The organism is Pigmentiphaga sp. CHJ604, assembly GCF_036972535.1.
GTDB classification, from domain to species: Bacteria; Pseudomonadota; Gammaproteobacteria; order Burkholderiales; family Burkholderiaceae_B; genus Pigmentiphaga; species Pigmentiphaga daeguensis.
In genome coordinates this window covers 5,634,451-5,656,892 of the sequence record NZ_CP136998.1, presented here as the reverse complement: position 1 = coordinate 5,656,892, position 22,442 = coordinate 5,634,451, and the positions used below count along the sequence as shown (strand labels likewise).

The window sequence follows — 22,442 nt, the reverse complement described above, 5'->3', positions numbered from 1 at the left end:
TCAGAAGGTGGCGACAGGCAGGTCGCCGGGGCCGAATACCAGCGAGACACCGGCATCGTCGGGAATGGGGGGGATGGCCTCGTTCCAGACATTCCAGGCGTGGCGCAAGTCCGCGAGATACCCGGGCTCTCGCGATGCCATGTTCGCGCGTTCTGCGGGGTCGGCTTCCAGGTCGAATAAGTACTCGTGGCCGTCCACGCGGAGGTATTTCCATTTGCCCCGGACCGTCGCGGCTTGTTCCCGGTGCTTCATGCGCCAGAACAGGTCGCGGTTGAACGGGGCCGGAGAAGGGGAGGCGGACAGTGCCGGCAGCAGGCTGACGCCGTCGAGCGGAAAGCCGGAGTGGGGCGGCACCCGGGCGGCGTCCAGCATGGTCGCGGTCCAGTCCATCGTCTGGTTCGGCAGGTCGCACACCTTTCCGCCCGCCCAGCGGGCGGGCCATCTGGCGATCAATGGCACGCGGATCCCGCCCTCGAGCAGGTCCATCTTACGTCCTGTCAGAGGCCAGTTATTGGAGAAGCGTTCTCCCCCGTTGTCCGAGGTGAAGACGACCAGCGTGTTGTCTGCCAGCCCCTGACGGTCGAGCGCATCCAGCACCCAGCCTATGCCTTCGTCCATGTGCGAGATCATCCGCTGGTAGGTTTGCAGCGATCCGCCGTCCGTATGCTTCAGATTGCGGCCGATGCGCCGGGATTCGCTCTCGTCGTCGCGGGACAGCCAGGGCCAGTGGGGCGCGCTGTAATGCAGGCTGAGCAGGAACGGCTGCGCGGGGGTCTGCCGCTGGATGAAGGAGACGGCGCGTTTGCTCAGCAGATCGGTCAGGTAGCCTTCTTCACTGAGCGGCTCTTCATTCAGCCATAGATCGGCCTTGCCTCGCGAGTCGCAATGCGAGAAGTAGCCGGAGCCTCCCGCATGAAAGCCGTAGAACTCGCCGTAACCCGAAAGCCGCGGCCCGAACTGCGGCGGATAGCCGAGGTGCCACTTGCCCACGAGCGCCGTGCGATAGCCTGCCCCGCCCAACAGGGAGGGTAGAGTCGGATGCGAAGGCGGAAGCCCGAAGATCTTGTCTCCGGATGCTCCGGCGGTCAGCGGCTCTTCGGCTCCGGCCCGAAGCCGATACTGCCAGCGGCCGGTAATCAGTGCCAGCCGCGTAGGAGAGCACACGGGAGAGTTTGCGTACCCCCGCGTGAACCGGATGCCTTCCCGGGCCAGTCCATCCAGGCGAGGGGAGACGTCGACCGGACTTCCCTGCGCATCGACGGCGCCCGTACAACCCAGGTCGGCATAACCTAGATCGTCTGCAAGGATGTAGACGAAGTTGGGACGCTGGCCGTCCGCTGAACCCATGTCGCTCGCTCCCGCCGGCATGTGGCCGTGGCCACGCTTCCGGTCTCGTTTTGACATAAAAGTATTCAATATACAGTATATCGTTTGTGGTGGTGCAAGTCCGGGCTTACCCCTATATTTCTGTTCTAAATTGATATTTAGTATACAGAATACTAAATATTGAAAAGGGAAGGCGATGGACCTGAAGAAGAACGCGCAGGCGGCGGTTGCCGCGTTGGTTCCCACCCTGGTGGCTCCGGCCGCCGCGTGGGGACAGGTCGAGATGTACGGCGTGGTCGACGCCTCGGTTCGCTATATCGATGACGTCGGGGGTAAATCGCAATTGGCCCTGACCGCGGGAGACCAGATGCCCAATAGGCTCGGCTTCAGGGGAGTCGAAGATCTGGGCAACGGACTGAAAGCAAACTTTGTGCTGGAGGCGGGTTTCGGGATCGATACCGGCATGTCGGGACAGGGAGGTATCCTGTTCGGCCGGCAGTCCTATGTCGGCCTGGGTAATGGAACCCACACGCTGTCGCTGGGCCGCCAGTACGATGCCATGTTCAGCCTTTCCGAGTTTTACGCCACCCCTTATGGCGTCGGTGGCCTCGGCTGGGCTACAGGTGGTCTGGATCGCGTCGCGGGAGAACGGCTCGACAACTCGGTCAAGTACAGCTTCAAGCGTGGACCGCTGTCAGCCGCCTTGATGACGGCATTCGGCGAAGCCGCCGGCGATGTCACCACGCGTCGCGCCTTCAGCGGCGAAGCCAAGTACAAGGAGGGCGCCCTTTCGTTGGGGCGGCGTTTACGCGAGTCAATAACCGCGTGATCGCTCCGTACTCCGCGCTCGGGATCAGCCGGTTCCTGGAGGCCGCCACGGTGGCGCCCGGTGGCGGAGCCATCCAGTTCGCGACCGATCATGTCCTGAACGTCGGGCTGGGAGTCAGCTACGACCTCGGTGGCGTCAAGCTCATGGGCTTGTACACCCAGACGAACTTCGTCGCGCAAGGCGCTTCGCAGAAATTACGGAACTACCATGTGGCCGGTACGTTTCCGCTCGCCAGCGGCCTCGTCGGGACAGTCGGCTATACGCACGAGAGAACTGATGGGATGAACCGCAACATGGTGATGGGAGCGGTCAACTACTACCTTTCCAAGCGTACCGACGTCTACATCCTTGCGCTTCATCAACGCAACTCGGGCGACAACAAGGCCGTCCTGTTCACGGTACCCGTTTCCGGCAGCCATTCGCAGTCGGCGCTCGCGCTGGGCCTGCGCCACAAGTTCTAGTGTCTTCGTCCTCCATCCGTCTTCGAGTCACATCATGAAAGCACTGCTTCCGAAATCCCTGCTTGCAGCATGCGCGCTAGTCCTTTCGGCCAACGCGGCCGCGAGCGACTTTCCTTCCAAGCCCATACGGGTGGTGATCCCCTTTCCGCCCGGAGGCGTGGTCGATACGATCATCCGCTCGATCGGGCCAGGCCTGGCCAGGGAACTTGGCCAACCGGTCATCGTGGACAACAGGCCGGGCGGCGGCGCCCAGATCGCCGCGTCGGCGATCAAGCAGTCGCCGGCGGATGGATATACCGTGTTTGCCGGAGAAATGGGAGCGCTGGCGATCAATCCCACGCTCTATAAGAACATTTCGTACAACCCGGCGACCGACTTCGAACCTGTGGCGGCCTTGCTCAAGGCGCCCCTCGTGCTGTATGGCAACCCTGCAGGGAAGATCCGTTCGGAGCAGACACTGCGCAGCGCCCTGGCGGGCAGTACCGATGTCAACTATGCGTCGATGGGACCCGGCACGGGTCCGCACATCCTGGGACACCTGCTTTCCAGAAACAATCCGCGCGCACGCCTGACCCATATCCCATACAAAGGCGCTCCGGCAGCAACGATGGCGGTCTTGAGCAATGAAGTGGACATCAATTTCGATGCCGTCCCGACAGTGCTGAACCTGTATCGTGCCAGCAAGGTCGTTCCGCTAGGGATCGCCGCCGACAAGCGCAGCCCGTTCTTTCCCGATGTTCCGACCATGGCGGAGCTGGGCCAGCCCGGTGTCGTGATGGATATCTGGGTGGGGGTCGAGGTGAAACGGGGTACGCCGCCTGCCGTCGTGGCGAAACTGGCGAACGCCTTCAACAAGGCCATGGACGACCCCGGTGTGCTGTCGAAGTTCACCGAGCAGGGCTACGACCGCTTCCACATGTCCCGCGAAGACTTCGGTCAATTCGTCAAGACGGAGATCGACCGCTTTCGGCCCATCATCATCGAGTCGGGAGCATCGGTCGAATGACGGCGCTGGATCGGGTGCTTCTCCAGGTAAACCCTAATGACCTATCTCTTGTGAGAGATAGAGGAAGGAGGGTAGTATTTCGAAAAGGTAAAATCTTTTATAAAAAATGGAGTCCGCCATGGCGCGACACGATGCGTATCGGGAAGAGGTAATCGGCAGGGCCAACGTGGGTGATACGCCCGAGCTGGTCGCGTACTACGAGGAACTCGCCAAGTACGAGACCGGCGCGCTGTGGACCGTGGCCAACAAGATCGAGCCGTGGCAACCCAAGTCGGAATCGGTGCCGGTGGTCTGGCGCTACCGCGACCTGCGCGAGCACGTACTGCGCTCGGTGGACCTGGTCACGCCGGAGCAGGCCGGCCGCCGCGTCATCTACCTGAACAACCCCGGCCGGCGCGAGGTGTCGGCGGCCGTGGGCTGGCTGTATTCGGGCCTGCAGGTCATGCACCCGGGCGAAGTCGCCTCCGCCCATTGCCATTCCTCCAGCGCGCTGCGCTTCATCATGGAAGGGCGGGGCGCCTACACCATCGTCGACGGCCACAAGATGACGCTGGGCGCGAACGATTTCGTGCTCACGCCCAACGGCACCTGGCACGAGCACGGCGTGAGCGAAGACGGCACGCCCTGCATCTGGCAGGACGGCCTGGACATCCCGCTGGTCAATGCGCTGGAAGCCGGCTTCTACGCCGTCCATCCCGACCTGAACCAGGCGGTGACCCATCCGGTGGACGATTCCACCGCCGCCTGGGGCGGCGTGGCGCTGCGGCCCTATGGCGAGACCTGGAGCAAGCCGTATTCGCCGCTGTTCAAGTACGAGTGGGAACCGACTTACGAGGCCTTGCGGCGCTACGCCGCGACCACCGACGGCAGCCCGTACGACGGCGTGCTGATGAACTACACCAACCCCGCCACCGGTGGTCCGGTCATGGCGACCATGGGCGCCAGCATGCAGATGCTGCGGCCCGGCGAAAAGACCAAGGCCCACCGGCACACGGGCAGCTTCCTCTACCAGGTGGCCAAGGGCAAGGGCTATTCCATCATCAACGGCCGCCGCTACGACTGGCAGGAGCGCGACATTTTCTGCGTGCCGTCCTGGGCTTTCCACGAGCACGCCAACGCGTCGGACAGCGACGACGCCTGCCTGTTCTGCTTCAACGACCTGCCGGTCATGCATGCGCTCAAGCTCTACCGCGAGGAAGCGCTGGCGGAAAACGATGGCCACCAACCGCTGATCGGCTAGTCCCCACCTGATTCGATGCTTGTCATACACCGCGGGTCCGGCCCGCGGCGGGATTCTTGTCGCCTCGCGCGACCCTATGGAGAACAGAAATGCGTCTTGTGACCTACCGCACCACCGTTGCCGAACAAGCCCGCCTGGGGGCGGTGGTGGGCGACCGCGTGGTGGACCTGGCCCGTCTGGGGGCCGTGGCCGGCGTGCCGCTGCCCGACGACATGCTGGCCTTCATCGACCTCGGTCCGGACGCGGTACGGTCGGCCACCGAGCTGTTGAAGGCCCACGAAGGCAAGTGGCCGGTGGGCACGGCGATCCCGGCCGGGAACGCCCGCCTGCTGGCGCCCATCCCGCGGCCGCGCAAGAACATCTTCGGCATCGGTCTGAACTATGTCGAGCACGTGGAAGAGTCCAGCCGCACGCTGGACACCTCGAAGGACCTGCCCACCAAGCCGGTCATCTTCTCGAAGCCGCCCACCAGCGTGATCGGTCCGGGCGAAGCCATCGAGCACAACGGCAACATCACCCAGCAGCTCGATTGGGAGGTGGAGCTGGCGGTGATCATGGGGCGGCGCACGCACCGAGTGGCCGAGGCCGACGCGCTGGACTACGTGTTCGGCTACAGCGTGATGATCGACATCAGCGCGCGCGACTGCCGCCGCGCCGGGCAGTGGATCTATTCCAAGGGCCAGGACACCTACGGTCCCTTCGGCCCCTGCATCGTGACCGCCGATGAAATCCCCGATCCGCACGTGCTGGACCTGTCGCTGACCGTCAACGGCGTGACCAAGCAAAGCTCGAACACCCGCCACATGCTGTTCAAGGTGCCGCACCTGATCGCCGACATCAGCGCCGCCATGACCATGGAGGCGGGCGACATCATCGCCACCGGCACGCCCGAGGGCGTGGGCGCCGGCCGCACGCCGCAGGAGTGGCTGTGGCCGGGCGACGTGGTCGAGGCCCACGTCGAGAAGATCGGCTCGCTGCGCCATCCGGTGGTGGCCGTCTAGGGTCCAAGCCCCGCGCCCGCGCGGGTTCATTCCAGCTGTTGCAGTACATCCATAGGGAACAACAATGGTCAGGAACATGATCCGGGGCGGACTGTGCGCGCTCCTTCTCGCGGGTGCCGGCGCGGCGCAAGCCCAGGCGCCGGTGAAGATCGGCTTCATCACCACGCTGTCGACGCCCGCCGGCTACATCGGCGAGGACGAGCGCGATGGCTTCAACCTGGCGATCAAGCAGGGCGGCGGCAAGCTGGGCGGCGTGCCGGTGGAGCTGGTGGTCGAGGACGACGCCTTGAAGCCGGCCAATGCCAAGCAGGCCGCGGACCGCATGCTGCAATCGGGCATCAAGCTGTTCACCGGCGTGAATTTCTCGAACGTGCTGGCGGCCGTGGCGCCGGGCGTGCTGCGCGACGGCGCCTATTACGTGAGCCTGAACCCCGGCCCTTCGACCTTTGCCGGCGAGAAGTGCGACAAGAACTATTTTGTCGCCTCGTACCAGAACGATGCCTATCACTCGGCGGGTGGCCATGCCGCGAACGAGCTGGGCTACAAGCGCGTGGTGCTGCTGGCGCCCAACTACCAGGCGGGCCGCGACGCGCTGGCCGGTTTCAAGCGCACCTACAAGGGCGAAGTGGTGGCCGAGATCTATACCAAGCTCGACCAGTCGGACTTCTCGGTGGAAATGGCGCGCGTGCGGTCGCTGGCGCCGGATGCGGTCTACCAGTTCCACCCGGGCGGCGCGGGCATCAATTTCGCCAAGCAATACGCCAACTCGGGCCTGAACAAGACCGTGCCGATGCTGATGCCGGCCTTCTCGATGGATGGCCGCATGCTGGCGGCCTCGGGCGCCTCGGCCGAAGGCTTCTATACCGTGGGGATGTGGTCGACCGAGATGGACAATCCGCAAAGCCGCGCCTTCGTGAAAGCCTTTACCGAGACCTACGGCCGCAAGCCCACCGACTACGGCATGCAGGCCTATGACACGGCGCTGCTGATCGGCTCGGCGCTCAAGGCGGTCAATGGCGACCTGTCCAAGGGCGATGCCTTCCGCGCCGCGCTGCTCAAGGCGGACTTCCAGTCGCTGCGGGGCAAGTTCCGCTTCAACCACAACCAGCATCCCATCCAGGACTACTACTTGATGCGGATCGAACGCAGCGGCAACGAGTTCGTGCCGAAGGTCGTGCGCAAGGTAGTCAGCGACGACCAGGACGCCTACGCCGGCCAGTGCAAGCTCTGACCATGGCCCTGCTCTTCGAACAACTGTTGAACGGCCTGCAGTTCGGCGCCATGCTCTTCATGCTGGCGTCGGGCCTGACCCTGATCTTCGGCATCATGGGGGTCATCAACCTGACCCACGGGTCGTTCTACATGGTCGGAGCCTATTGCGGCGCGTTCGCGCTCGGGCACACCAACTCGTTCGCCGCCGGCGTGGTGGCCGCCCTGGCCGGCGCCGCGCTGTACGGGCTGCTGGTGGAGTTCGCGGTGATCCGGCGCCTGTACAAACGCGACCACCTGTACCAGGTGCTGGCGACCTTCGGGCTGATCCTGTTCACCAACGAGGCGGTCAGCATGATCTTCGGGCGCCAGCCGCCCATGGTCGAGATCCCCGCCTTCCTGGACGGCACGGTGCCGCTGGCGCCGGGCTTCCGCTACCCGCTGATGCGCCTGGCCTTCATCGTGGTGGGCGCGCTGGTGGCGCTGGGGCTGTGGTTCCTGATCAACCGGACGCGCGTGGGCATGCTGGTGCGCGCCGGAGCCGACGACCGCGAGATGGTGGACGCGCTGGGCATCGACATCCAGAAGCTCTACAGCGTGGTATTCGGGCTGGGTGCGCTGTTGTGCGGCCTGGCCGGGGTGATGGCGGCGCCGCTGCTGGCGGTGGAAATCGGCATGGGCGAGCGCGTGCTGATCACCACCTTCGTGGTCATCGTGATCGGTGGCGTGGGATCGGTGCGCGGGGCGATGGCCGGTGCGCTGCTGGTCGGCATGGTGGACAGCCTGGGCCGCGCCTATTTCCCGCAACTGCTGGGCGCGATGCTGTCGCCCGAGGTGGCCGACATGCTGGCGGCCGGGCTGGTGTCGGCCAGTGTCTACGTGCTGATGGCGCTGGTGCTTATCTTCCGACCGAAGGGACTCCTGGGATGAACCGGATGAGTGGAATCGCGGTACCCGGGCGCGGCACGGCGGGCCTGTTCACGCAATGGAATCGCCGGGCCGTGTTCGGCTGGGTGGGCCTGTTGCTGCTGGCCCTCGTGCCGGTGGCTTCGCACGCCACCGATACGCCCTATCTGATCAACGCGATGACGCGTTTCGTCATCTACGGGCTGGCGGCGGTCAGCCTGGACCTGGTGCTGGGCTACGGCGCGCTGATCAGTTTCGGCCACGCCATGTTCTTCGGCCTGGGCGGCTACGTGGTGGCCATCATCACCTTCCATGCGGTAGAGGCCGGGCCGCTGTTCGGCTGGGCCGGCAGCACGCAGGCGCTGGTCGTCTGGCCCATCGCGCTGGCATGCTGCGCGCTGCTGGGCTGGGTGGTGGGCTACCTGGCGCTGCGGACCAGCGGGGTGCAGTTCATCATGATCACGCTGGCCTTCGGGCAGATGATGTATTTCATCCTGGTGTCGCTGCAGGTGTACGGCGGCGACGACGGCCTGATGATGTCGCAGCGCAGCCGGCTGCCGGGCATCGACCTGGCGGACCCGGTCAGCTTCTATTACTTCAGCCTGGCCGTGCTGGCGCTGTGGACCGTCTTCTGCGTGAAGCTGGTCAACTCGCGCTACGGCATGGTGCTGCAGGCGCTGCGCCAGAGCGAGCGGCGCGCGGTCAACCTGGGCGTGGCGCCCATGCCGTACCGGCTCAGCGCCTTCGTGATCTCGGCCGTGGGCACCGGCATGGCCGGCATCCTGTGGGCCAACTACGCCGAGCTGGTCACGCCCGACATGGCGGCGTGGACCAAGTCGGGCGAATTGATGGCCATCGTCATCCTGGGCGGCGTGGGCACGCTGCTGGGGCCTATCGCGGGCGCCGGGGTGTTCCTGGGCCTGGAGCAGGCGCTGTCCGCCTGGACCGAGCACTGGATGTTCATCATGGGACCCATCCTGGTGCTGGTGGTGCTGGCCGGCAAGCATGGGCTATTCGGCCACTGGCTAGGGAAGCGCCATGGATAGCGCGGTCATGGAAGAAGTCCTGCTGGACGTGCGCGGCCTGCGCAAGTCCTTCGGCGCGGTGGCGGCCACGCAGAACGTGGACCTGACCGTGCGCGCGGGCGAGATCCACGCGCTGATCGGTCCCAACGGCGCGGGCAAGTCCACGCTGATCACGCAGATCTGCGGCGAGATCCGGCCCGACGCGGGCCGGATCCACCTGGTCGGGCGCGACGTGACGGCGATGCCGGCCTACGAGCGGGCGCGGCGCGGCCTGGGGCGGTCGTTCCAGATCACCCAGCTGTGCCTGGAGTACACGGCCATCGAGAACGTCATGCTGTCGCTGACCGTGGGGCCGCGCACGATCTTTTCGATCTGGTCCGATCCCCGGCGCGATGCCAGGCTGGCCGAGCGCGCGCAATCGTGGCTGGAGCGGGTGGGGCTGGCCGACCGTGCCGACGTGCCGGCGGCCGACATGGCCCATGGCGAGCGGCGCCAGCTGGAACTGGCGGTGGCGCTGGCGCGCGAGCCGCGCCTGCTGCTGCTGGACGAGCCCATGGCCGGCATGGGGCCCGAGGAATCGGCGCGGATGACGCGGCTGCTGGCCGGCATGCGCGAGCGTTATGGCATCCTGCTGGTGGAGCACGACATGGACGCGGTGTTCGCCCTGGCCGACCGCATCAGCGTGCTGGTCTACGGCAAGCTCATATTCACCGGCAGCTGCGACGAGGTGCGCCAGCATCCCGAGGTGCGCAGCGCCTATCTGGGAGACGCGGCATGCTGAGCGTGGACGGCATCCGGGCGGGATACGGATCGAGCGAGGTGCTGTTCGGCCTGTCGTTCGAGGCCAGGCAGGGCGAGGTCGTGTCCCTGATCGGCCGCAACGGCATGGGCAAGACCACCACCGTGCGCACGCTGATGGGCATGCTGCCCGCGCGTGCCGGCCGCGTCGCCATACAGGGCCGGGACCTCGCCAACCAGGCGCCGCACACGGTGGCGCGGCTGGGCGTGGGCCTGGTGCCCGAGGGGCGGCGGGTGTTCGGCTCGCTCACGGTGGAGGAAAACCTGGTGGCCACGCGCCGCGCCGGCCGCGGCGCCTCGGGCTGGGACCTGCCTCGCATCTACCAGCTCTTTCCCCGGCTGGGCGAGCGGCGCCGCCAGTCGTCGCGCACGCTGTCGGGCGGCGAGCAGCAGATGCTGGCCATCGGCCGCGCGCTGATGACCAACCCGCTGCTGCTGGTGCTGGACGAGGCCACCGAGGGGCTGGCGCCCATCATTCGCCAGGAGATCTGGCGCTGCCTGGACGTGCTCAAGCGCGAAGGGCTGACCATCGTGGTGATAGACAAGAACCTGGCCGAGATGCGCACGCTGGTCGACCGCCACCATATCGTCGAGAAGGGGCGGGTGGTATGGGCGGGCACGCCGGACGAACTGTCGGGCCAGCCTGAACTGGCCCAGCGCTATCTGGGACTCTGATCGAGGACGCAAGGAACATCATGTTGAATCTCCCCCGTTTCAAGGCCGCGGCCGTGCAGGCCGCTCCGGTCTTCCTGGACACCGACGCCACCGTGGAAAAGGTGTGCGCGCTGATCGAGGAGGCCGCCGGCAACGGCGCCTCGCTGGTGGCCTTTCCCGAGGTGTTCGTGGCAGGCTATCCATACTGGAACTGGATCATGACGCCCATCGAGGGCAGCCCGTGGTTCGAGAAGCTGTGCCGCAGCGCCATCGAGATCCCCGGTCCCGAGATCCGGCGCATCGCCGCCGCCGCGCAGGCATGCAAGGTGCACGTGGTGGTGGGCGTGAACGAGCGGGCCGCGCACGGCCTGGGCACGATCTACAACACGCTGGTCACCATCGGCCCCGACGGCAAGCTGCTGGGCCGCCACCGCAAGCTGGTGCCGACCTGGGCCGAGAAGCTGACCTGGGCCAATGGCGACGGCTCCTCCCTGCGCGTGCACGACACGGCCATCGGCCGGCTGGGCGCGCTGGCCTGCGGCGAGAACACCAACACGCTGGCGCGTTTCTCGCTGCTGGCGCAAGGCGAACTGGTGCACGTGGCCAGCTACATCTCGCTGCCGGTGGCGCCGGCCGACTACGACATGGCCGAGGCCATACGCGTGCGCGCGGCCGCCCACAGCTTCGAAGGCAAGGTCTACACGGTGGTGTCGTGCTCCACCATCTCGGAAGAGATCGTCGAGGCCATGGCGGCCTCCCATCCGCACACGCGCGACCTCCTGCGCCGCTCGAACAGCGCGTTCTCCGGCATCCTGGGCCCGGACGGCCGCGTCATCGGCGAACCGCTGATCGACCGCGAAGGCATCGTCTACGCCGACGTGGACCTGTCGCGCTGCATCCAGCCGCGCCAGATGCACGACATCATCGGCCACTACAACCGTTTCGACGTATTCGACCTGCGCGTGAACCGGCGCACCCAGCAGCCCGCGCAGTTCCTGGACGATCCCGATCCGCTGCCGGACCAGTCCGTCGACGCCGCGCCGCCATCCCCGACTTCCCCCGAGGCCTGACCCCATGACCGCCATTCCGACCCGCGCCGCCGGCGCGCCCATCAAGATCGGCCAGATCGTTCCGTCGTCCAACACCACGATGGAAACCGAGATTCCCGCCATGTTCCGCGCCCGCGAAGCCGTGGCGCCCGAACGCTTCACCTTCCATTCCAGCCGCATGCGCATGAAGAAAGTGACCAAGGAAGAGCTGGAGGTCATGGACCGCGACAGCGACCGCTGCGCGATCGAGCTGTCGGACGCGCGCGTGGACGTGCTGGGCTACGCCTGCCTGGTGGCCATCATGAGCATGGGCAAGGGCTACCACCGCGTGTCCGAGGAGCGCCTGACCCGCCGCACCGAAGAGAACGGCGCGCCGGCGCCGGTGGTGACCAGCGCCGGCGCGCTGGTCGACGGCCTGCACGCCATGGGCGCGAAACGCGTATCGGTGGTCTGCCCCTACATGAAGCCGCTCACGAAGCTGGTCGTGGAATACATCGAAAGCGAGGGCATCGAGGTCAAGGACTACGTCGCGCTGGAGATCCCGGACAACCTGCAGGTGGCGGCCCAGGACCCGGCGCGCCTGGTCGAGATCTACAAGCGCCTGGACCGGGGCAACATCGACGCCCTGGTGCTGTCGGCCTGCGTGCAGATGCAATCGCTGCCCTCGATCCAGAAGGTGCAGGACGAATCGGGCATCCCCACGGTCTCGGCGGCGGTGGCCACTTCGTGGCAGATGATGCGCAAACTGGGACTGTCCACGAGCGTGCCCGGCTGCGGCGAATTATTATCTGGGAAGTTCTGAATCCGCCGCCCCCGCGCGGGGCGGGCCTTGCCCAGGAGAAGCGAGTTGAAACCACGAGTGAAGGCGGCCCGGCAGGAGTCCGGCGTGCCTTACGATGCGCCGGACGGCGAGGTCGAGGAGATCACCCTGGCCGAGCAGGTCTACCGCTCGCTGCGGCGCGATCTCATCTCGGGGGACATCGAGCCTGGGCAATCCCTGCGCCTGGAGTTCCTGAAACAGCGCTACGGCATCAGCTTCTCGCCCATCCGCGAGGCGCTGAACCGCCTGCAGAGCGAACGCATGGTCGTATCGACCGCCTCGCGCGGCTTCCGGGTCGCCCCGTTCTCGCGCGAGGAAATGTGGGACGCGGCCGAGACCCGCATCCTGATCGACTGCGAGGCCATGCGCCGGTCGCTCAAGAACGGCGACGATGTCTGGGAAACCCGCCTGGTGGCGGCCTACCACGCGCTCAATCTGGCTGCCCGGCGGGTCCACGACATGCCGGCGCCCGACGACGAGGCCAGCGAGATGCTGGAACAGCGCCACCTGGATTTCCACCGCGCGCTGATCGCGGCCTGTGGCTCGCGCTGGTTGATGGAGCTGTCGCTGCAGATGTACACGCAAACCGAACGCTACCGGCGCCCCACGCTGCGCGGCCGCTCCGGATGGGGCGACGTGGGCCGCGACGTCGGCCGCGAGCACCAGGACCTGATGGATGCCGCGCTGGCGCGCGACAGCAAGCGCGCCGTCGCGCTGCTGGCCGAGCACTACCGCAAGACGGTGGCGCTGATCGAACGCTTCACTCCCTTCAAGGACATCGCCTCGCATGACTCCCAGGAAGCCTGACCTGCTGTTCGCCGACCTGGCGCAGCGCGCCGTGCAGTACAACGCCCGCGCCTCGGTGCCCGACTTCGACGCCTGCGTGCGCGAGTACGCCGAGCTGGCCGAGGCGGCGCGCGACCGCTGCGCCGCGGTATGCGACCTGCACTATGGCATGGGCGCGGCCGAACGCCTGGACATCTTCCTGCCGGCTGCGGCGCACCGGCCGGCGCCCGTGTTCGTGTTCATCCATGGCGGCTACTGGCGTTCGCAGACCAAGGAAGACGCACCCATCATGGCGCCCGTGTTCAACGCCGCCGGCGTGGCCGTGGTGCCGGTCGAATACACGCTGCTGCCCGAGGGCACGCTGGCCGAGACGGTGCGCGAGGTGCGTTCGGCCGTGGCCTGGATCTACCATCATGCCGACCGCTACGGACTGGACCGCGATCGCATTTACGTGGGCGGCAGCTCGGCGGGCGGGCACCTGGCCGGCATGCTGGCCGCCACCGGCTGGCAGGACAAATACCGCGTGCCCGACGACGTGATCAAGGGCGTGCTGGCGCTGAGCGGCCTGTTCGACCTGCGGCCGCTGTGCGACATCAACGTCAATGAATGGCTGCGGCTGTATCCCGACCAGGCCGAGCGCCTGAGCCCGATGTTCTCGCTGCCGCGCCGCGGGCTGCCGGTGGTCACCGCGGTGGGCGGGCTGGAGACCGACGGCTTCAAGCACCAGACCGCCGCCTACGAGGACGCGTGCCGCGAAGCCGGGGTGGAGGTCACGCGGGTGGAGGCGGCCCACTGCAACCACTTCAACCTGTTGTGCGAGCTGGCGAAGGCGGACAGCCCGCTTACGCGCGCGACGCTGGAGATGATCGGGCGCGGCACCTGACCCCAGGGTTCCGTGGCGCGGGGGGCGCTTATATAATCAGCCGCTTCCGGGCCCGAGCCACCATGAACCAGTCCTCCCCTTCGTCCCGTTCGCCGCTCGCCACGCCGGCCCAGGCCGAAGGCTACCTGCCGCACGCCCTGAGCCGGCTCATGAACGGGCTGAACGCGCGCCTGATGAAGGCCCTGCGGCCCACCGACCTGACCATCCAGCAATTCCGCGTGATGCAGTTCCTGCGCTGGGTGGACGTGGCCTCGATCAGCGAGATCTGCAAGGGCACCGTCATCGAGCAATCGGTGGTCAGCCGCATCGTCGACCAGCTCCAGCAGCGCGGCTTCGCCTCGCGCAGCCGCAGCGCCGCCAGCGGCCGGGTGGTCGAGGTCAAGCTCACGGCGGTGGGCGTGGCGGTGTATGACGCGCTCGATCCGCAGGCGCGCAAGATCGTCGAAGCCACGACCTCGGTGCTGGACCCGGCCGAGCAGCGGCAGCTGCATGGCCTGCTGGGCCGGTTGTTCGAGCAGGTGCAGAAGCTGGAGCAGGACGACGGCGAGCAGGCCTGACCGCCGTCAGGCGTGCAACTGCTCGAGCACCTTGCCGCGCGTCTCGATACCCAGCCAGGCCACCGCCAGCGCCGTCAGCAGCGGCACCGCGCCCAGCACGTAGAACGCCAGGTCCATGCTGCCCTTGGCCATCAGCGCGGCCACGATCATGGGCGCGATCATGGCCGAGAGCTTCACCCAGGTCCCGCCCAGTCCGCATCCCAGCGCGCGGATGCTGGTGGGATACATCTCGGGCGTGTAGACGTAGGAAATGATGAAACCGCAGGCCAGGAAGCCCCAGGCCAGCGAGCACAGCGTCGCCACGACATAGATGCTCTGCCCGGACAGCGCGCCGGCCAGGCCCAGCGTGATGGCGCACAGCAGGAAGGCGGCGACGATGACGGGCTTGCGGCCGAACCTGTCCACGGTCAGCGCCGCCACCAAAGAGCCCGCCACGCCCAGTGCGGATGCGCCCAGCGACAGGTTCAACGCCTGTTGCAGCGGCACCTTGTACACCGTCTGGTAGATGGTGGGCAGCCAGGTCGACAGGCCATACTGGATGAAGCCGCACGAGGACCATAGCAGCGCCACGACGACGTTGCGGCTCAGGTAGGCCCGGCTGAACAGGTCGCGCACCGTGCGGCGGGGATGCGACGCGAGCATGGCGTCGTAGCGGTGCGCGTCCTGCGGCTCGGCCAACGCCACGCGCGCGCTGGACTCGAAGCGCGCCAGCGCGGTATCGGCATCGGCCAGCCGGCCCTTCTCGGCCAGCCAGCGGGGCGACTCGGGAATCACGCGCGGCAGCAGGAACATCAGGACGACAGGCACGCCGCCGAGGTAGTACATGATCTCCCAGCCGTGGCGCGGCACCAGCCACGCGCCCAGGGCGGCCGAGGCCAGCAGGCCGATGGGGTAGATGATCTCGTACAGCAAGACGAAGCGGCCGCGGTTGCCGGCGCGCGTGATCTCGTTGATGTAGGTGGCGGCCACCGGCAGTTCGCCGCCCAGGCCTATGCCTTGTATCACCCGCAGCAGCAGGAAGATCTCGAACGAAGGCGCGAAGCCGCAGGCGATGCTGGTGATGCCGATGATGCCCGAGCTGTAGGCGATGGCGCGCACCCGGCCGTGGCGCTGTGCGTACAGGGGAAAGAGGAAGGTGCCGATCAGTTGGCCGACCGCCGCCGCCGCGATCAGCAGGCCGATCTGCGTGGAACTCAGGCCCCATTGCCTGATCAGCAGCGGCAGCGTGGTGGCGATCGCGATGGCGTCGAAGCCGTCGAAGAAGGTGGCCATGCCCACCAGCAGCCGGGCGCGTATCTGCATGCCGCTCGCGGTCAGGCGTTCGATGCGCGCGATGATGGTGCCGCTGGTCAGGAGCGGCGCGCGCCGGCCGTCGGCCTCGGCGCCCAGGGAAAGATCGGAAACACCCATGAGTATCCCCCGTCGGGTTGATCGTGAATGGCAGGAAGGCAGGCGGCGCGGGGCCGGGTCTCAGGTTCCGGTGGGGGAGTGGTGGGCGGTGCGCATGCGCTGCTCCAGCAGCCAGTGCGAGCGGCCGGCCAGGTTGAACGTGAACGACCGCAGCCGTTCCGGCCACCTGCCCACCGCGCCGTAGAGGCGCGAGACGCGCTGCGTGTGTTCGGTCAGCGGCCGTTCGCGCGCCTCCCAGCGCCGCAGCGCGCTGCCCAGGTCGGGGTCCTGGTCCACCGCCACGGCCAGGCCCAGCGCGTTCATCATGGCGCAGCCGCCGCCCTGGCCCAGGTTGGGGGCCTGCGCATGGGCGGCGTCGCCCACCACCGCCACCCGGCCCGACGACCACGTGCGCAGGTGGATGGTCTCGAACGGATCCCAGCGTCCCAGCGTGCCGATGCGTTCGAGCAAGGGCCGCAGGTGGGGGAACGAGGCGCCCCAGGTGCGCGCATCCAGCGGCAGGGCTTGGCCGGCGGTGTCGTCCAGCAGCGTCGTCAACGCCAGGTACAGCCATGGCTTGCCGCAGGGCACGTACAGCAGCCGGCGCTTGCCGGACCAGTGCTCGACGATCTCGTCGGCGGAATCGACGGCGTCGCCGCGCCGGGGCATCAGCACGCGGATCGCGCCGTCGCCCATGGTGACGCGCGACTTGAGCAGGCCCAGCGCATCGCGGATGCGCGAATTCACGCCATCGGCCGCCACGATGAGGTCGGCGGTGGCGCGCTCGCCGCTGGCCAGCGTCAGTTCGCCGCGCGGCGTGGCCGACACCACCTCGGAATTCATGACGATCTCGGCGCCGGCGCGCCGCGCCGCCTGGGCCACCGCTTCCAGCAACTGCTGCCGCACCACGGTGTAGACCCTGCCGTCCTGGCTGGTGTTCAGACGCGCCAGCAGCCTGCCCCGGGCGTCGCGGGTCTCGCGCGCCGGCGCCTGGTGCCCGCCCGCCACGGCTTCGTCGTAGGCGCCGATGGCGCGCAGCACCTTCAGGCCGTTCTCGAAGATGAAGATGCCGGCGCCCGCGGTGCGCAGGCTGCCCGCCCGCTCATGCACGCGCACCGACCAGCCGCGCTGCGCCAGCGCGGCCGCCGCGGTCAGGCCGGCGAAGCCGGCTCCGGAGATTTCTGCGTGACGCCTTGCCATCTGCTGACTCCTGGGGGCGAGCGGTTCTCGCCATGTCGGCTAAGTTAGACTCTTTGCTTTATATATGCAATTACATTTAAATGATTTTATGACTAGGATAAACACCAAGTAGATTTGGTGTGGAAGTAATCTTCAATTTAAATGTAGTTGCATATATAAGCTGCGTGAGCTACCTTGTCCCCATCGCGGCCGGCATCGTCCGGCCTGTCTGCGGAGCATCCATGGCATTCGACGATCTTCCGGCATTACCTCCCATGCTGCACGCCGGCGCGGCCGACTATGCCCGCCGCGCGCTGGCGGCGACCGCCGACGCCATGGGCCGGCATCGCGTCCTGGCCGACCAGCCCTATGGCGGCGACTACTGGCAGAAGGTCGACGTCTACCTGCCCGATGCGCCGCCGGGTCCGCTGCCGGTGCTGCTGTATTTCCATGGCGGCGCCTGGATGAACGGCTACAAGGAATGGATGGGCTACCTGGCGCCGCCGGTGCTGGCCATGCCGGCCGTGTTCGTCTCCGCTTCGTACCGGCTGGCCCCGTCCGTGGGCATGAGCGAGATCGTGGACGACTGCGTGGCCGCGCTGCGCTGGGTCCACCAGCACTGTGCCGCGCTGGGCGGCGACCCGGGCCGGATCGCGGTAGGCGGGCATTCGGCCGGCGGGCATCTTGCGGCGGTGCTGGCCTTGCGTCCGGACCTGTGCCGCGACGCCGGGCTGCCTGGCGACGTGGTCAAGGCCTGCCTGCCTTCCAGCGCGCCGCTGGACCTGGATTTCCTGCAACGGCCCGCGGCCGAGGCCGATCGCAGGATGCGGGAAGCGCTGGGCGGCGGCCTGGACGCCTGGAGCCCCGCGCGGCATGTGGCGGGCAACGCGGTGCCCTTCCACCTGGCCTGGGGCGAACACGATTTTGCGCGCACCCGCGAACAGAACCAGGCGTTCGCGCGCGCGCTGGCCGCGCAGACCGGCGCCCGCGTGAGCTGGCAGGTGCTGCCTGGCGACCACTTCACCTCGCACGAAGCCTGCGCCGACCCGGCCAGCGAATGGTCGCGCGCGGCCGGCCTTCTACTTTCGACCCTCACCACAGGAAAACCACAATGAACCAGGGAGCCATCTTCCAACCCCGCCGCCTGGGGCACGTGAACCTCGTCGTGGCCGATCTGCAGCGGTCCATCGACTTCTATCGCGACGTCTGCGGCCTGAACCTGGAGTTCACCGAAAGCGGGCTGCGCGCCGCCTTCATGGGCACCGGCCATACGCCTCACGACGTCGGCATGATGGAGCGCACGAGCGAGGCCCGCCAGGGCCGCGACGGCCACACGCAGATCGCCAAGGGCACGGCGCGGGCGATCAAACTGAACCACATCGCCTGGGAGATGGACACCGAAGCCGAGCTGGTGCGCGCCTACGAGCGCGCGCGCGCCGCCGGCATCGCGGTGCCGCGCACGCTCGACCACCAGATCGCCCACAGCGTCTACCTGAAGGACCCCGACGGCAACACCAACGAGTTCTACGCCGACACCATCAAGGACTGGCGCGCCGTTCTGCACGGCGACGTCGAATTGATCACATCGACCTGGAAGCCGGGCAGCGAGGCGCCCGCGACCGACCGGCGCTGGAGCGCCGAGCCAGATCGCCGGCCCGTGCCCGGCGCGGTCATGCAACCCTTGCGGCTGTCGCACGTCGTGCTGACGACGACGTCGCTGGCGCCCATGGAGGCGTTCTATACCGAAGTGGCGGGGCTGGAGATGGTGGCGCGATCTGAACGCGGCATCCTGCTGCGCGCCTCGGGGCACCCGACCGCCTATCAGTTGGCGATCATCCAGGGCGACGTGGCCGGCATGCACCACTACAGCTTCGACGTAGCTGGCGCCACGGACCTGGACGCGGCCGCCGGGCGGCTGCGGTCGCTGGGATGCCTGACGGGCGCGCCAGCGGCGCGCAGCCTGACGGCCGTCGATCCCGATGGCTTCCTGGTGGAGTTCGCCCAGGCCGGCGAGGCCGACCTGGCCAGGCTGGAAGATGCGTTGAGCGCGGCCTAGGCGGCGGGTGGTGTTCCGACCTGGCTCGAGCGCACGCCGGAAGCGCGCAGTTGCCGGATGCCCGGCCCGATGGGCGGCCGGCGATTGCCGGGGTGGCGCGGGTCGGCGCCCCAGATCGCCTGGTAGGTATCGATGCACCAGCCGCGGCATTGCAGCCACGCGAACGCGCCGGCCCATGCCAGGCTCCAGGCGCCGATCAGCACCGGCATCCAGCGCGGCGCGTTGACGTACAGCAGTCCGGTAACGATCGCCACGGCCGCCACGGCCAGCGCCAGATAGCCCGCCAGCTTGTGCGCAGCCTCGAACACGACGCGCCGGCCGGTCATGTCGTAATGGTCGCCCGGTTCGTCCGGATTTCCCTTCGAACCGCGCAGCATGCCGCCCAGCACCTGCAACGCGGCCAGCGCACAGGTCGCCCAGGCCGAGGCGCGATGCACGCGGGCCAGCCCCGTGTCCGACCCCGACGTTTGCCAGACCAGCGCCACCGCCCCCGTGGTCGCCAGCACCCCCCCGATCTGGAGCGCGAGGTGCGCGTGCCACCAACACTTGTTGTCCAGCGCCGCCGGCCACGCCTGCCGTGGCATGACCTTGAAGAAACGCGCCGCGAGGATGCCCAGCGGGATCATGACCGCCCAGGCCAGCACCATCGCGCGCGCATGCCAGGCCTGGGCCATGTCGATGCGGTGCGGCCGGCCGTCCACCATCGACTGTTGCAGCCATGCCAGCGCGTCGGCGCCGGCTACCCAGGCCAGCACGGCCAGCGCCACCAGAATCGCCGCGCCGGCGCCGGCCAGCACGCCGGGGCCGGGCAGCAGCGGGCCGCGTCCGAGCGGGTCATTGTTCATTGAGCAGCTTGACCTCTTCGCCCGGGATGGGGGTGTAGCTGCTGCCGCCCCGCTTGAGGATGCGCTCGGCGCCGCCATGCTGGGCGATCAGCGCGGCCTGGCCCCGCTTGGCCTGCCGGTCCACCGCCTCGGGATCCAGCAGGGCGCGCAGGTGCGCCTCGAATCCGGCCAGCAGCGGCGTGCTCTCGGGCTTGCCCGCCAGGTCGTGCAATTCCTCGGGGTCCTGCTGCAGGTCGAACAGCTCGGGCGCGTAGCCGGTGTAGTGAATATATTTGTGATGGCCGCGGCGTAGCATGTAGGCGGCGCTGACCGATCCGGCCGCGTGGTACTCGCTCAGGATGGTGCGCTGGCCGTCGTCCGGCCCGGCGGCGATCTCCAGCAGCGACTTGCCGGGCAGCCCCGTGGGGCACTCCAGGCCGGCCGCCTGCATGACGGTGGGATACATGTCCACGTGCGAGACCGGCGTGCGCACCTTGCGGCCGGCCGCGAAGCCGGGGCCGCTGGCCAGCATGGGGATGCCGGCGGATTCCTCGTACATGGTCGACTTGCCCCACAGCGAGCGCGAGCCCAGGTTGTCGCCGTGGTCGGACAGGAAGATGACGCGGGTGTCCTGCGCCAGCCCGCTGGTCTCCAGCGCATGCAGGACGCGTCCGACGTTGTGGTCCAGGAACGAGCACAGTCCGAAGTACGAGGCGATGGCGATGCGCCGCTGCTCGTCGCTTTCGAAGTGCGAGTCGAAACGGTAGCAGTCGTTCCAGGCCTGTATCCACGGATGTAGCGGGCCCGATGCCCGCTTGGGCAGGGGGATGGCCTTGGGGTCGTACATCGCGTAGAACTCGGGTGGAGCGATCAGCGGCGAATGGGGGGCGATGTAGGAGGTGAACAGCGCCCACGGCTGGTCCTGGCGCTGGCGGCCGCGGGCATGCAGCCACTCGACCGTCTTGTCGGTGATGTCGCGGTCGTAGCGGGTGTAGCTGCTTTCGCCGGGGCCGATGCTCTTGGCCAGGTCGGCCGACTGGTGGCGGATGGGCAGCGGGTCGCGTATCAGGCCGTACAGGTCGCCGACCCCGGCCTCGATGTGCATGGGGATAATCTGCTCGGTGAAGCCGCCGTCGATGTCGTCGCCGGTGTAGTGCAGCTTGCCGATGGACACCGCCAGCCGCCCGGCGTCGCGCAGCGCGTGGGCCCAGCTGGGGACGCGTCCGTCGTAGGCGATGGCGTTGTCCCAGTAGCCCGTCTCGTGCACGTGGCGGCCGGTGGCGAAGGCCGCCCGTGCCGGCACGCAGATGGGCGAGCTGGAATAGGCGGCCTCGAACGAGGTGCTGCGCGCCGCCAGCCGGTCCAGGTTGGGGGTGCGGACCATGGGATGGCCGTTGTAGCCGAGCACTTTCTTGTTGTGCTCGTCGTCCATGATGATCAGCAGGTTGGAGGGTTTCATCTACTGTGCCTTGATGCCGTTGTCGTCGACGATTTTCATCCAGCGCGCGGTTTCCGCGGTGACTTTTTCGGCCAGTTCCTTGCCGGTGCTGCCCGTGGGCGCGGCGCCCAGCGCTTCGAACTGCTTCTTCACTTCGGGAGACTGTAGGGCCTTGTTCACCGCCGCTTCCAGCGTGGCGCGCACGGGAGCGGGCAGGCCGGCCGGCGCGAACAGCGCGTGCCAGTTGTCCACGTCCAGCTCGGGCAGTCCGGCCTCCGGCGCGGACGGCACGTCGGGGAACTGCGGGAAGCGCTTGTCGGCGGTCACGAACAGGGGCGTCACGCGCCTGGCTTGCACCAGGCCGATTGCAGCGGCGATGCCGGCGAAGCCGATCTGGGTCTCGCCGCCCGCCACCGCGGTCAGCGCCGCGCCGCCGCTCTTGTACGGAACGTGCAGTAGTTCCGTGCCCATCTGCTTGCCCAGCAGCACGCCGGCCAGGTGCTGGGGACCGCCTACGCCGGGCGAGGAATAGCTGTACGAGCCCTTGGCCGCCTGTTTCAGCTTGGTGCGCAGTTGCTCGACGCTGGCGATGCCGGTGGCCGGGGATGCCACCAGCACCAGCGGCACCGAGGCGACCATGCTGATGGGAGTGAAGCTCTCGGTGGGCTTGTACTTGATGGGGTAGAAGGACGGGGCCAGCGCGATGTTGGACACCGTGCCCATCAGCAGGGTGTAGCCGTCGGGCGCGGCCGAGGCCACCGCGTTGGCGCCTATGGTGCCGGTGGCGCCGGCGCGGTTCTCGACGATGACGGCCTGCCCCAGCCCCGCGGACAGTTCCTTGCCCAGCACACGGGCCAGTACGTCCGGCGCGCTGCCGGCTTCCGAGCCGACGATGATCCTGACCGGCTGGCTGGGAAAGTTGCCCTGGGCCTGCGCGGCGGGCGGGGCAAGCAGCGTGCAGGCGGCGGCCAGGGCCAGCCCGCGGCGGGTGGGAAAGTGCATGTTC

23 protein-coding genes are annotated in these 22,442 nt (G+C 67.7%); 17 read left to right on the top strand and 6 right to left on the bottom strand.

Going from position 1 to position 22,442, the window contains the following annotated elements; all coding sequences use genetic code 11:
* Positions 1-1,347, bottom strand: a complete 1,347-nt coding sequence (locus R4823_RS27235) for a sulfatase-like hydrolase/transferase (protein WP_338616851.1) — start codon at positions 1,345-1,347, stop codon at positions 1-3.
* A gap of 175 nt (positions 1,348-1,522) precedes the next feature.
* On the opposite strand from R4823_RS27235, the gene R4823_RS27230 reads away from it, so the two are divergent.
* From R4823_RS27230 to R4823_RS27160, 15 genes are all read left to right on the top strand, one after another.
* Positions 1,523-2,155, top strand: coding sequence for a porin (locus R4823_RS27230; RefSeq protein WP_338616850.1), 633 nt, complete (start codon positions 1,523-1,525; stop codon positions 2,153-2,155).
* Positions 2,152-2,616, top strand: coding sequence for a porin (locus R4823_RS27225; protein ID WP_338616849.1), 465 nt, complete (start codon positions 2,152-2,154; stop codon positions 2,614-2,616). Before R4823_RS27230 ends, R4823_RS27225 begins: the two co-directional genes overlap by 4 nt.
* A gap of 34 nt (positions 2,617-2,650) precedes the next feature.
* Positions 2,651-3,622 (top strand): tripartite tricarboxylate transporter substrate binding protein, encoded by a 972-nt coding sequence (locus R4823_RS27220; RefSeq protein ID WP_338616847.1) that lies wholly within the window; start codon positions 2,651-2,653, stop codon positions 3,620-3,622.
* Positions 3,623-3,728: 106 nt separating this feature from the next.
* Positions 3,729-4,862: a cupin domain-containing protein gene (locus R4823_RS27215; protein WP_338616846.1), complete on the top strand. Its 1,134-nt coding sequence runs from the start codon at positions 3,729-3,731 to the stop codon at positions 4,860-4,862.
* Between the two features lie 89 nt (positions 4,863-4,951).
* On the top strand, positions 4,952-5,863 hold the full coding sequence (locus R4823_RS27210) for a fumarylacetoacetate hydrolase family protein (RefSeq protein WP_338616845.1): 912 nt from the start codon (positions 4,952-4,954) through the stop codon (positions 5,861-5,863).
* 64 nt (positions 5,864-5,927) lie between these two features.
* Entirely contained in the window at positions 5,928-7,094 is a 1,167-nt protein-coding gene (locus tag R4823_RS27205; RefSeq protein WP_338616844.1) for an ABC transporter substrate-binding protein, read from the top strand.
* 2 nt (positions 7,095-7,096) lie between these two features.
* On the top strand, positions 7,097-8,002 hold the full coding sequence (locus R4823_RS27200; protein WP_087836572.1) for a branched-chain amino acid ABC transporter permease: 906 nt from the start codon (positions 7,097-7,099) through the stop codon (positions 8,000-8,002).
* A 5-nt stretch (positions 8,003-8,007) separates the two neighbouring features.
* Positions 8,008-9,024 (top strand): branched-chain amino acid ABC transporter permease, encoded by a 1,017-nt coding sequence (locus tag R4823_RS27195; protein ID WP_132980685.1) that lies wholly within the window; start codon positions 8,008-8,010, stop codon positions 9,022-9,024.
* Positions 9,017-9,784 carry an ABC transporter ATP-binding protein gene (locus R4823_RS27190; protein ID WP_243724696.1) on the top strand — a complete coding sequence of 256 codons (768 nt, stop codon included), beginning with the start codon at positions 9,017-9,019 and terminating at the stop codon, positions 9,782-9,784. The genes R4823_RS27195 and R4823_RS27190 overlap by 8 nt, the downstream gene beginning before the upstream one ends.
* Complete coding sequence (locus R4823_RS27185) at positions 9,778-10,476, top strand: ABC transporter ATP-binding protein (protein WP_132980686.1); 699 nt, start codon at positions 9,778-9,780, stop codon at positions 10,474-10,476. The genes R4823_RS27190 and R4823_RS27185 overlap by 7 nt, the downstream gene beginning before the upstream one ends.
* Before the next feature lie 20 nt (positions 10,477-10,496).
* Positions 10,497-11,525: a carbon-nitrogen hydrolase family protein gene (locus tag R4823_RS27180; RefSeq protein WP_087836568.1), complete on the top strand. Its 1,029-nt coding sequence runs from the start codon at positions 10,497-10,499 to the stop codon at positions 11,523-11,525.
* Positions 11,526-11,529: 4 nt separating this feature from the next.
* Entirely contained in the window at positions 11,530-12,306 is a 777-nt protein-coding gene (locus R4823_RS27175; protein ID WP_338616840.1) for an Asp/Glu racemase, read from the top strand.
* Positions 12,307-12,351: 45 nt separating this feature from the next.
* On the top strand, positions 12,352-13,131 hold the full coding sequence (locus R4823_RS27170; protein ID WP_087836566.1) for an FCD domain-containing protein: 780 nt from the start codon (positions 12,352-12,354) through the stop codon (positions 13,129-13,131).
* Positions 13,112-13,993 (top strand): alpha/beta hydrolase, encoded by an 882-nt coding sequence (locus tag R4823_RS27165; protein ID WP_087836565.1) that lies wholly within the window; start codon positions 13,112-13,114, stop codon positions 13,991-13,993. Before R4823_RS27170 ends, R4823_RS27165 begins: the two co-directional genes overlap by 20 nt.
* Before the next feature lie 62 nt (positions 13,994-14,055).
* Entirely contained in the window at positions 14,056-14,550 is a 495-nt protein-coding gene (locus tag R4823_RS27160) for a MarR family winged helix-turn-helix transcriptional regulator (protein WP_087836564.1), read from the top strand.
* A gap of 6 nt (positions 14,551-14,556) precedes the next feature.
* On the opposite strand, the gene R4823_RS27155 is transcribed toward R4823_RS27160, so the two are convergent.
* Positions 14,557-15,960, bottom strand: a complete 1,404-nt coding sequence (locus R4823_RS27155) for an MFS transporter (RefSeq protein ID WP_087836563.1) — start codon at positions 15,958-15,960, stop codon at positions 14,557-14,559.
* Between the two features lie 60 nt (positions 15,961-16,020).
* Entirely contained in the window at positions 16,021-17,139 is a 1,119-nt protein-coding gene (locus tag R4823_RS27150) for an NAD(P)/FAD-dependent oxidoreductase (RefSeq protein ID WP_338616836.1), read from the bottom strand.
* Positions 17,140-17,360: 221 nt separating this feature from the next.
* Between R4823_RS27150 and R4823_RS27145 the strand changes: the two genes are divergently transcribed.
* Both R4823_RS27145 and R4823_RS27140 read left to right on the top strand, forming a co-directional pair.
* Positions 17,361-18,233, top strand: a complete 873-nt coding sequence (locus R4823_RS27145; RefSeq protein WP_338616834.1) for an alpha/beta hydrolase — start codon at positions 17,361-17,363, stop codon at positions 18,231-18,233.
* On the top strand, positions 18,230-19,174 hold the full coding sequence (locus R4823_RS27140; RefSeq protein WP_338616832.1) for a VOC family protein: 945 nt from the start codon (positions 18,230-18,232) through the stop codon (positions 19,172-19,174). Before R4823_RS27145 ends, R4823_RS27140 begins: the two co-directional genes overlap by 4 nt.
* Here R4823_RS27140 and R4823_RS27135 read toward each other — a convergent pair.
* From R4823_RS27135 to R4823_RS27125, 3 genes are read right to left on the bottom strand one after another with little or no spacing between them, the layout of a single operon-like run.
* On the bottom strand, positions 19,171-20,019 hold the full coding sequence (locus R4823_RS27135; RefSeq protein ID WP_254914528.1) for a cytochrome b561 domain-containing protein: 849 nt from the start codon (positions 20,017-20,019) through the stop codon (positions 19,171-19,173). The two genes, R4823_RS27140 and R4823_RS27135, sit on opposite strands and share 4 nt — an antisense overlap.
* Positions 20,009-21,457 carry a sulfatase-like hydrolase/transferase gene (locus tag R4823_RS27130; protein WP_338616829.1) on the bottom strand — a complete coding sequence of 483 codons (1,449 nt, stop codon included), beginning with the start codon at positions 21,455-21,457 and terminating at the stop codon, positions 20,009-20,011. Before R4823_RS27130 ends, R4823_RS27135 begins: the two co-directional genes overlap by 11 nt.
* Entirely contained in the window at positions 21,458-22,438 is a 981-nt protein-coding gene (locus R4823_RS27125) for a tripartite tricarboxylate transporter substrate binding protein (protein WP_338616828.1), read from the bottom strand.
* Positions 22,439-22,442: the final 4 nt, after the last annotated feature.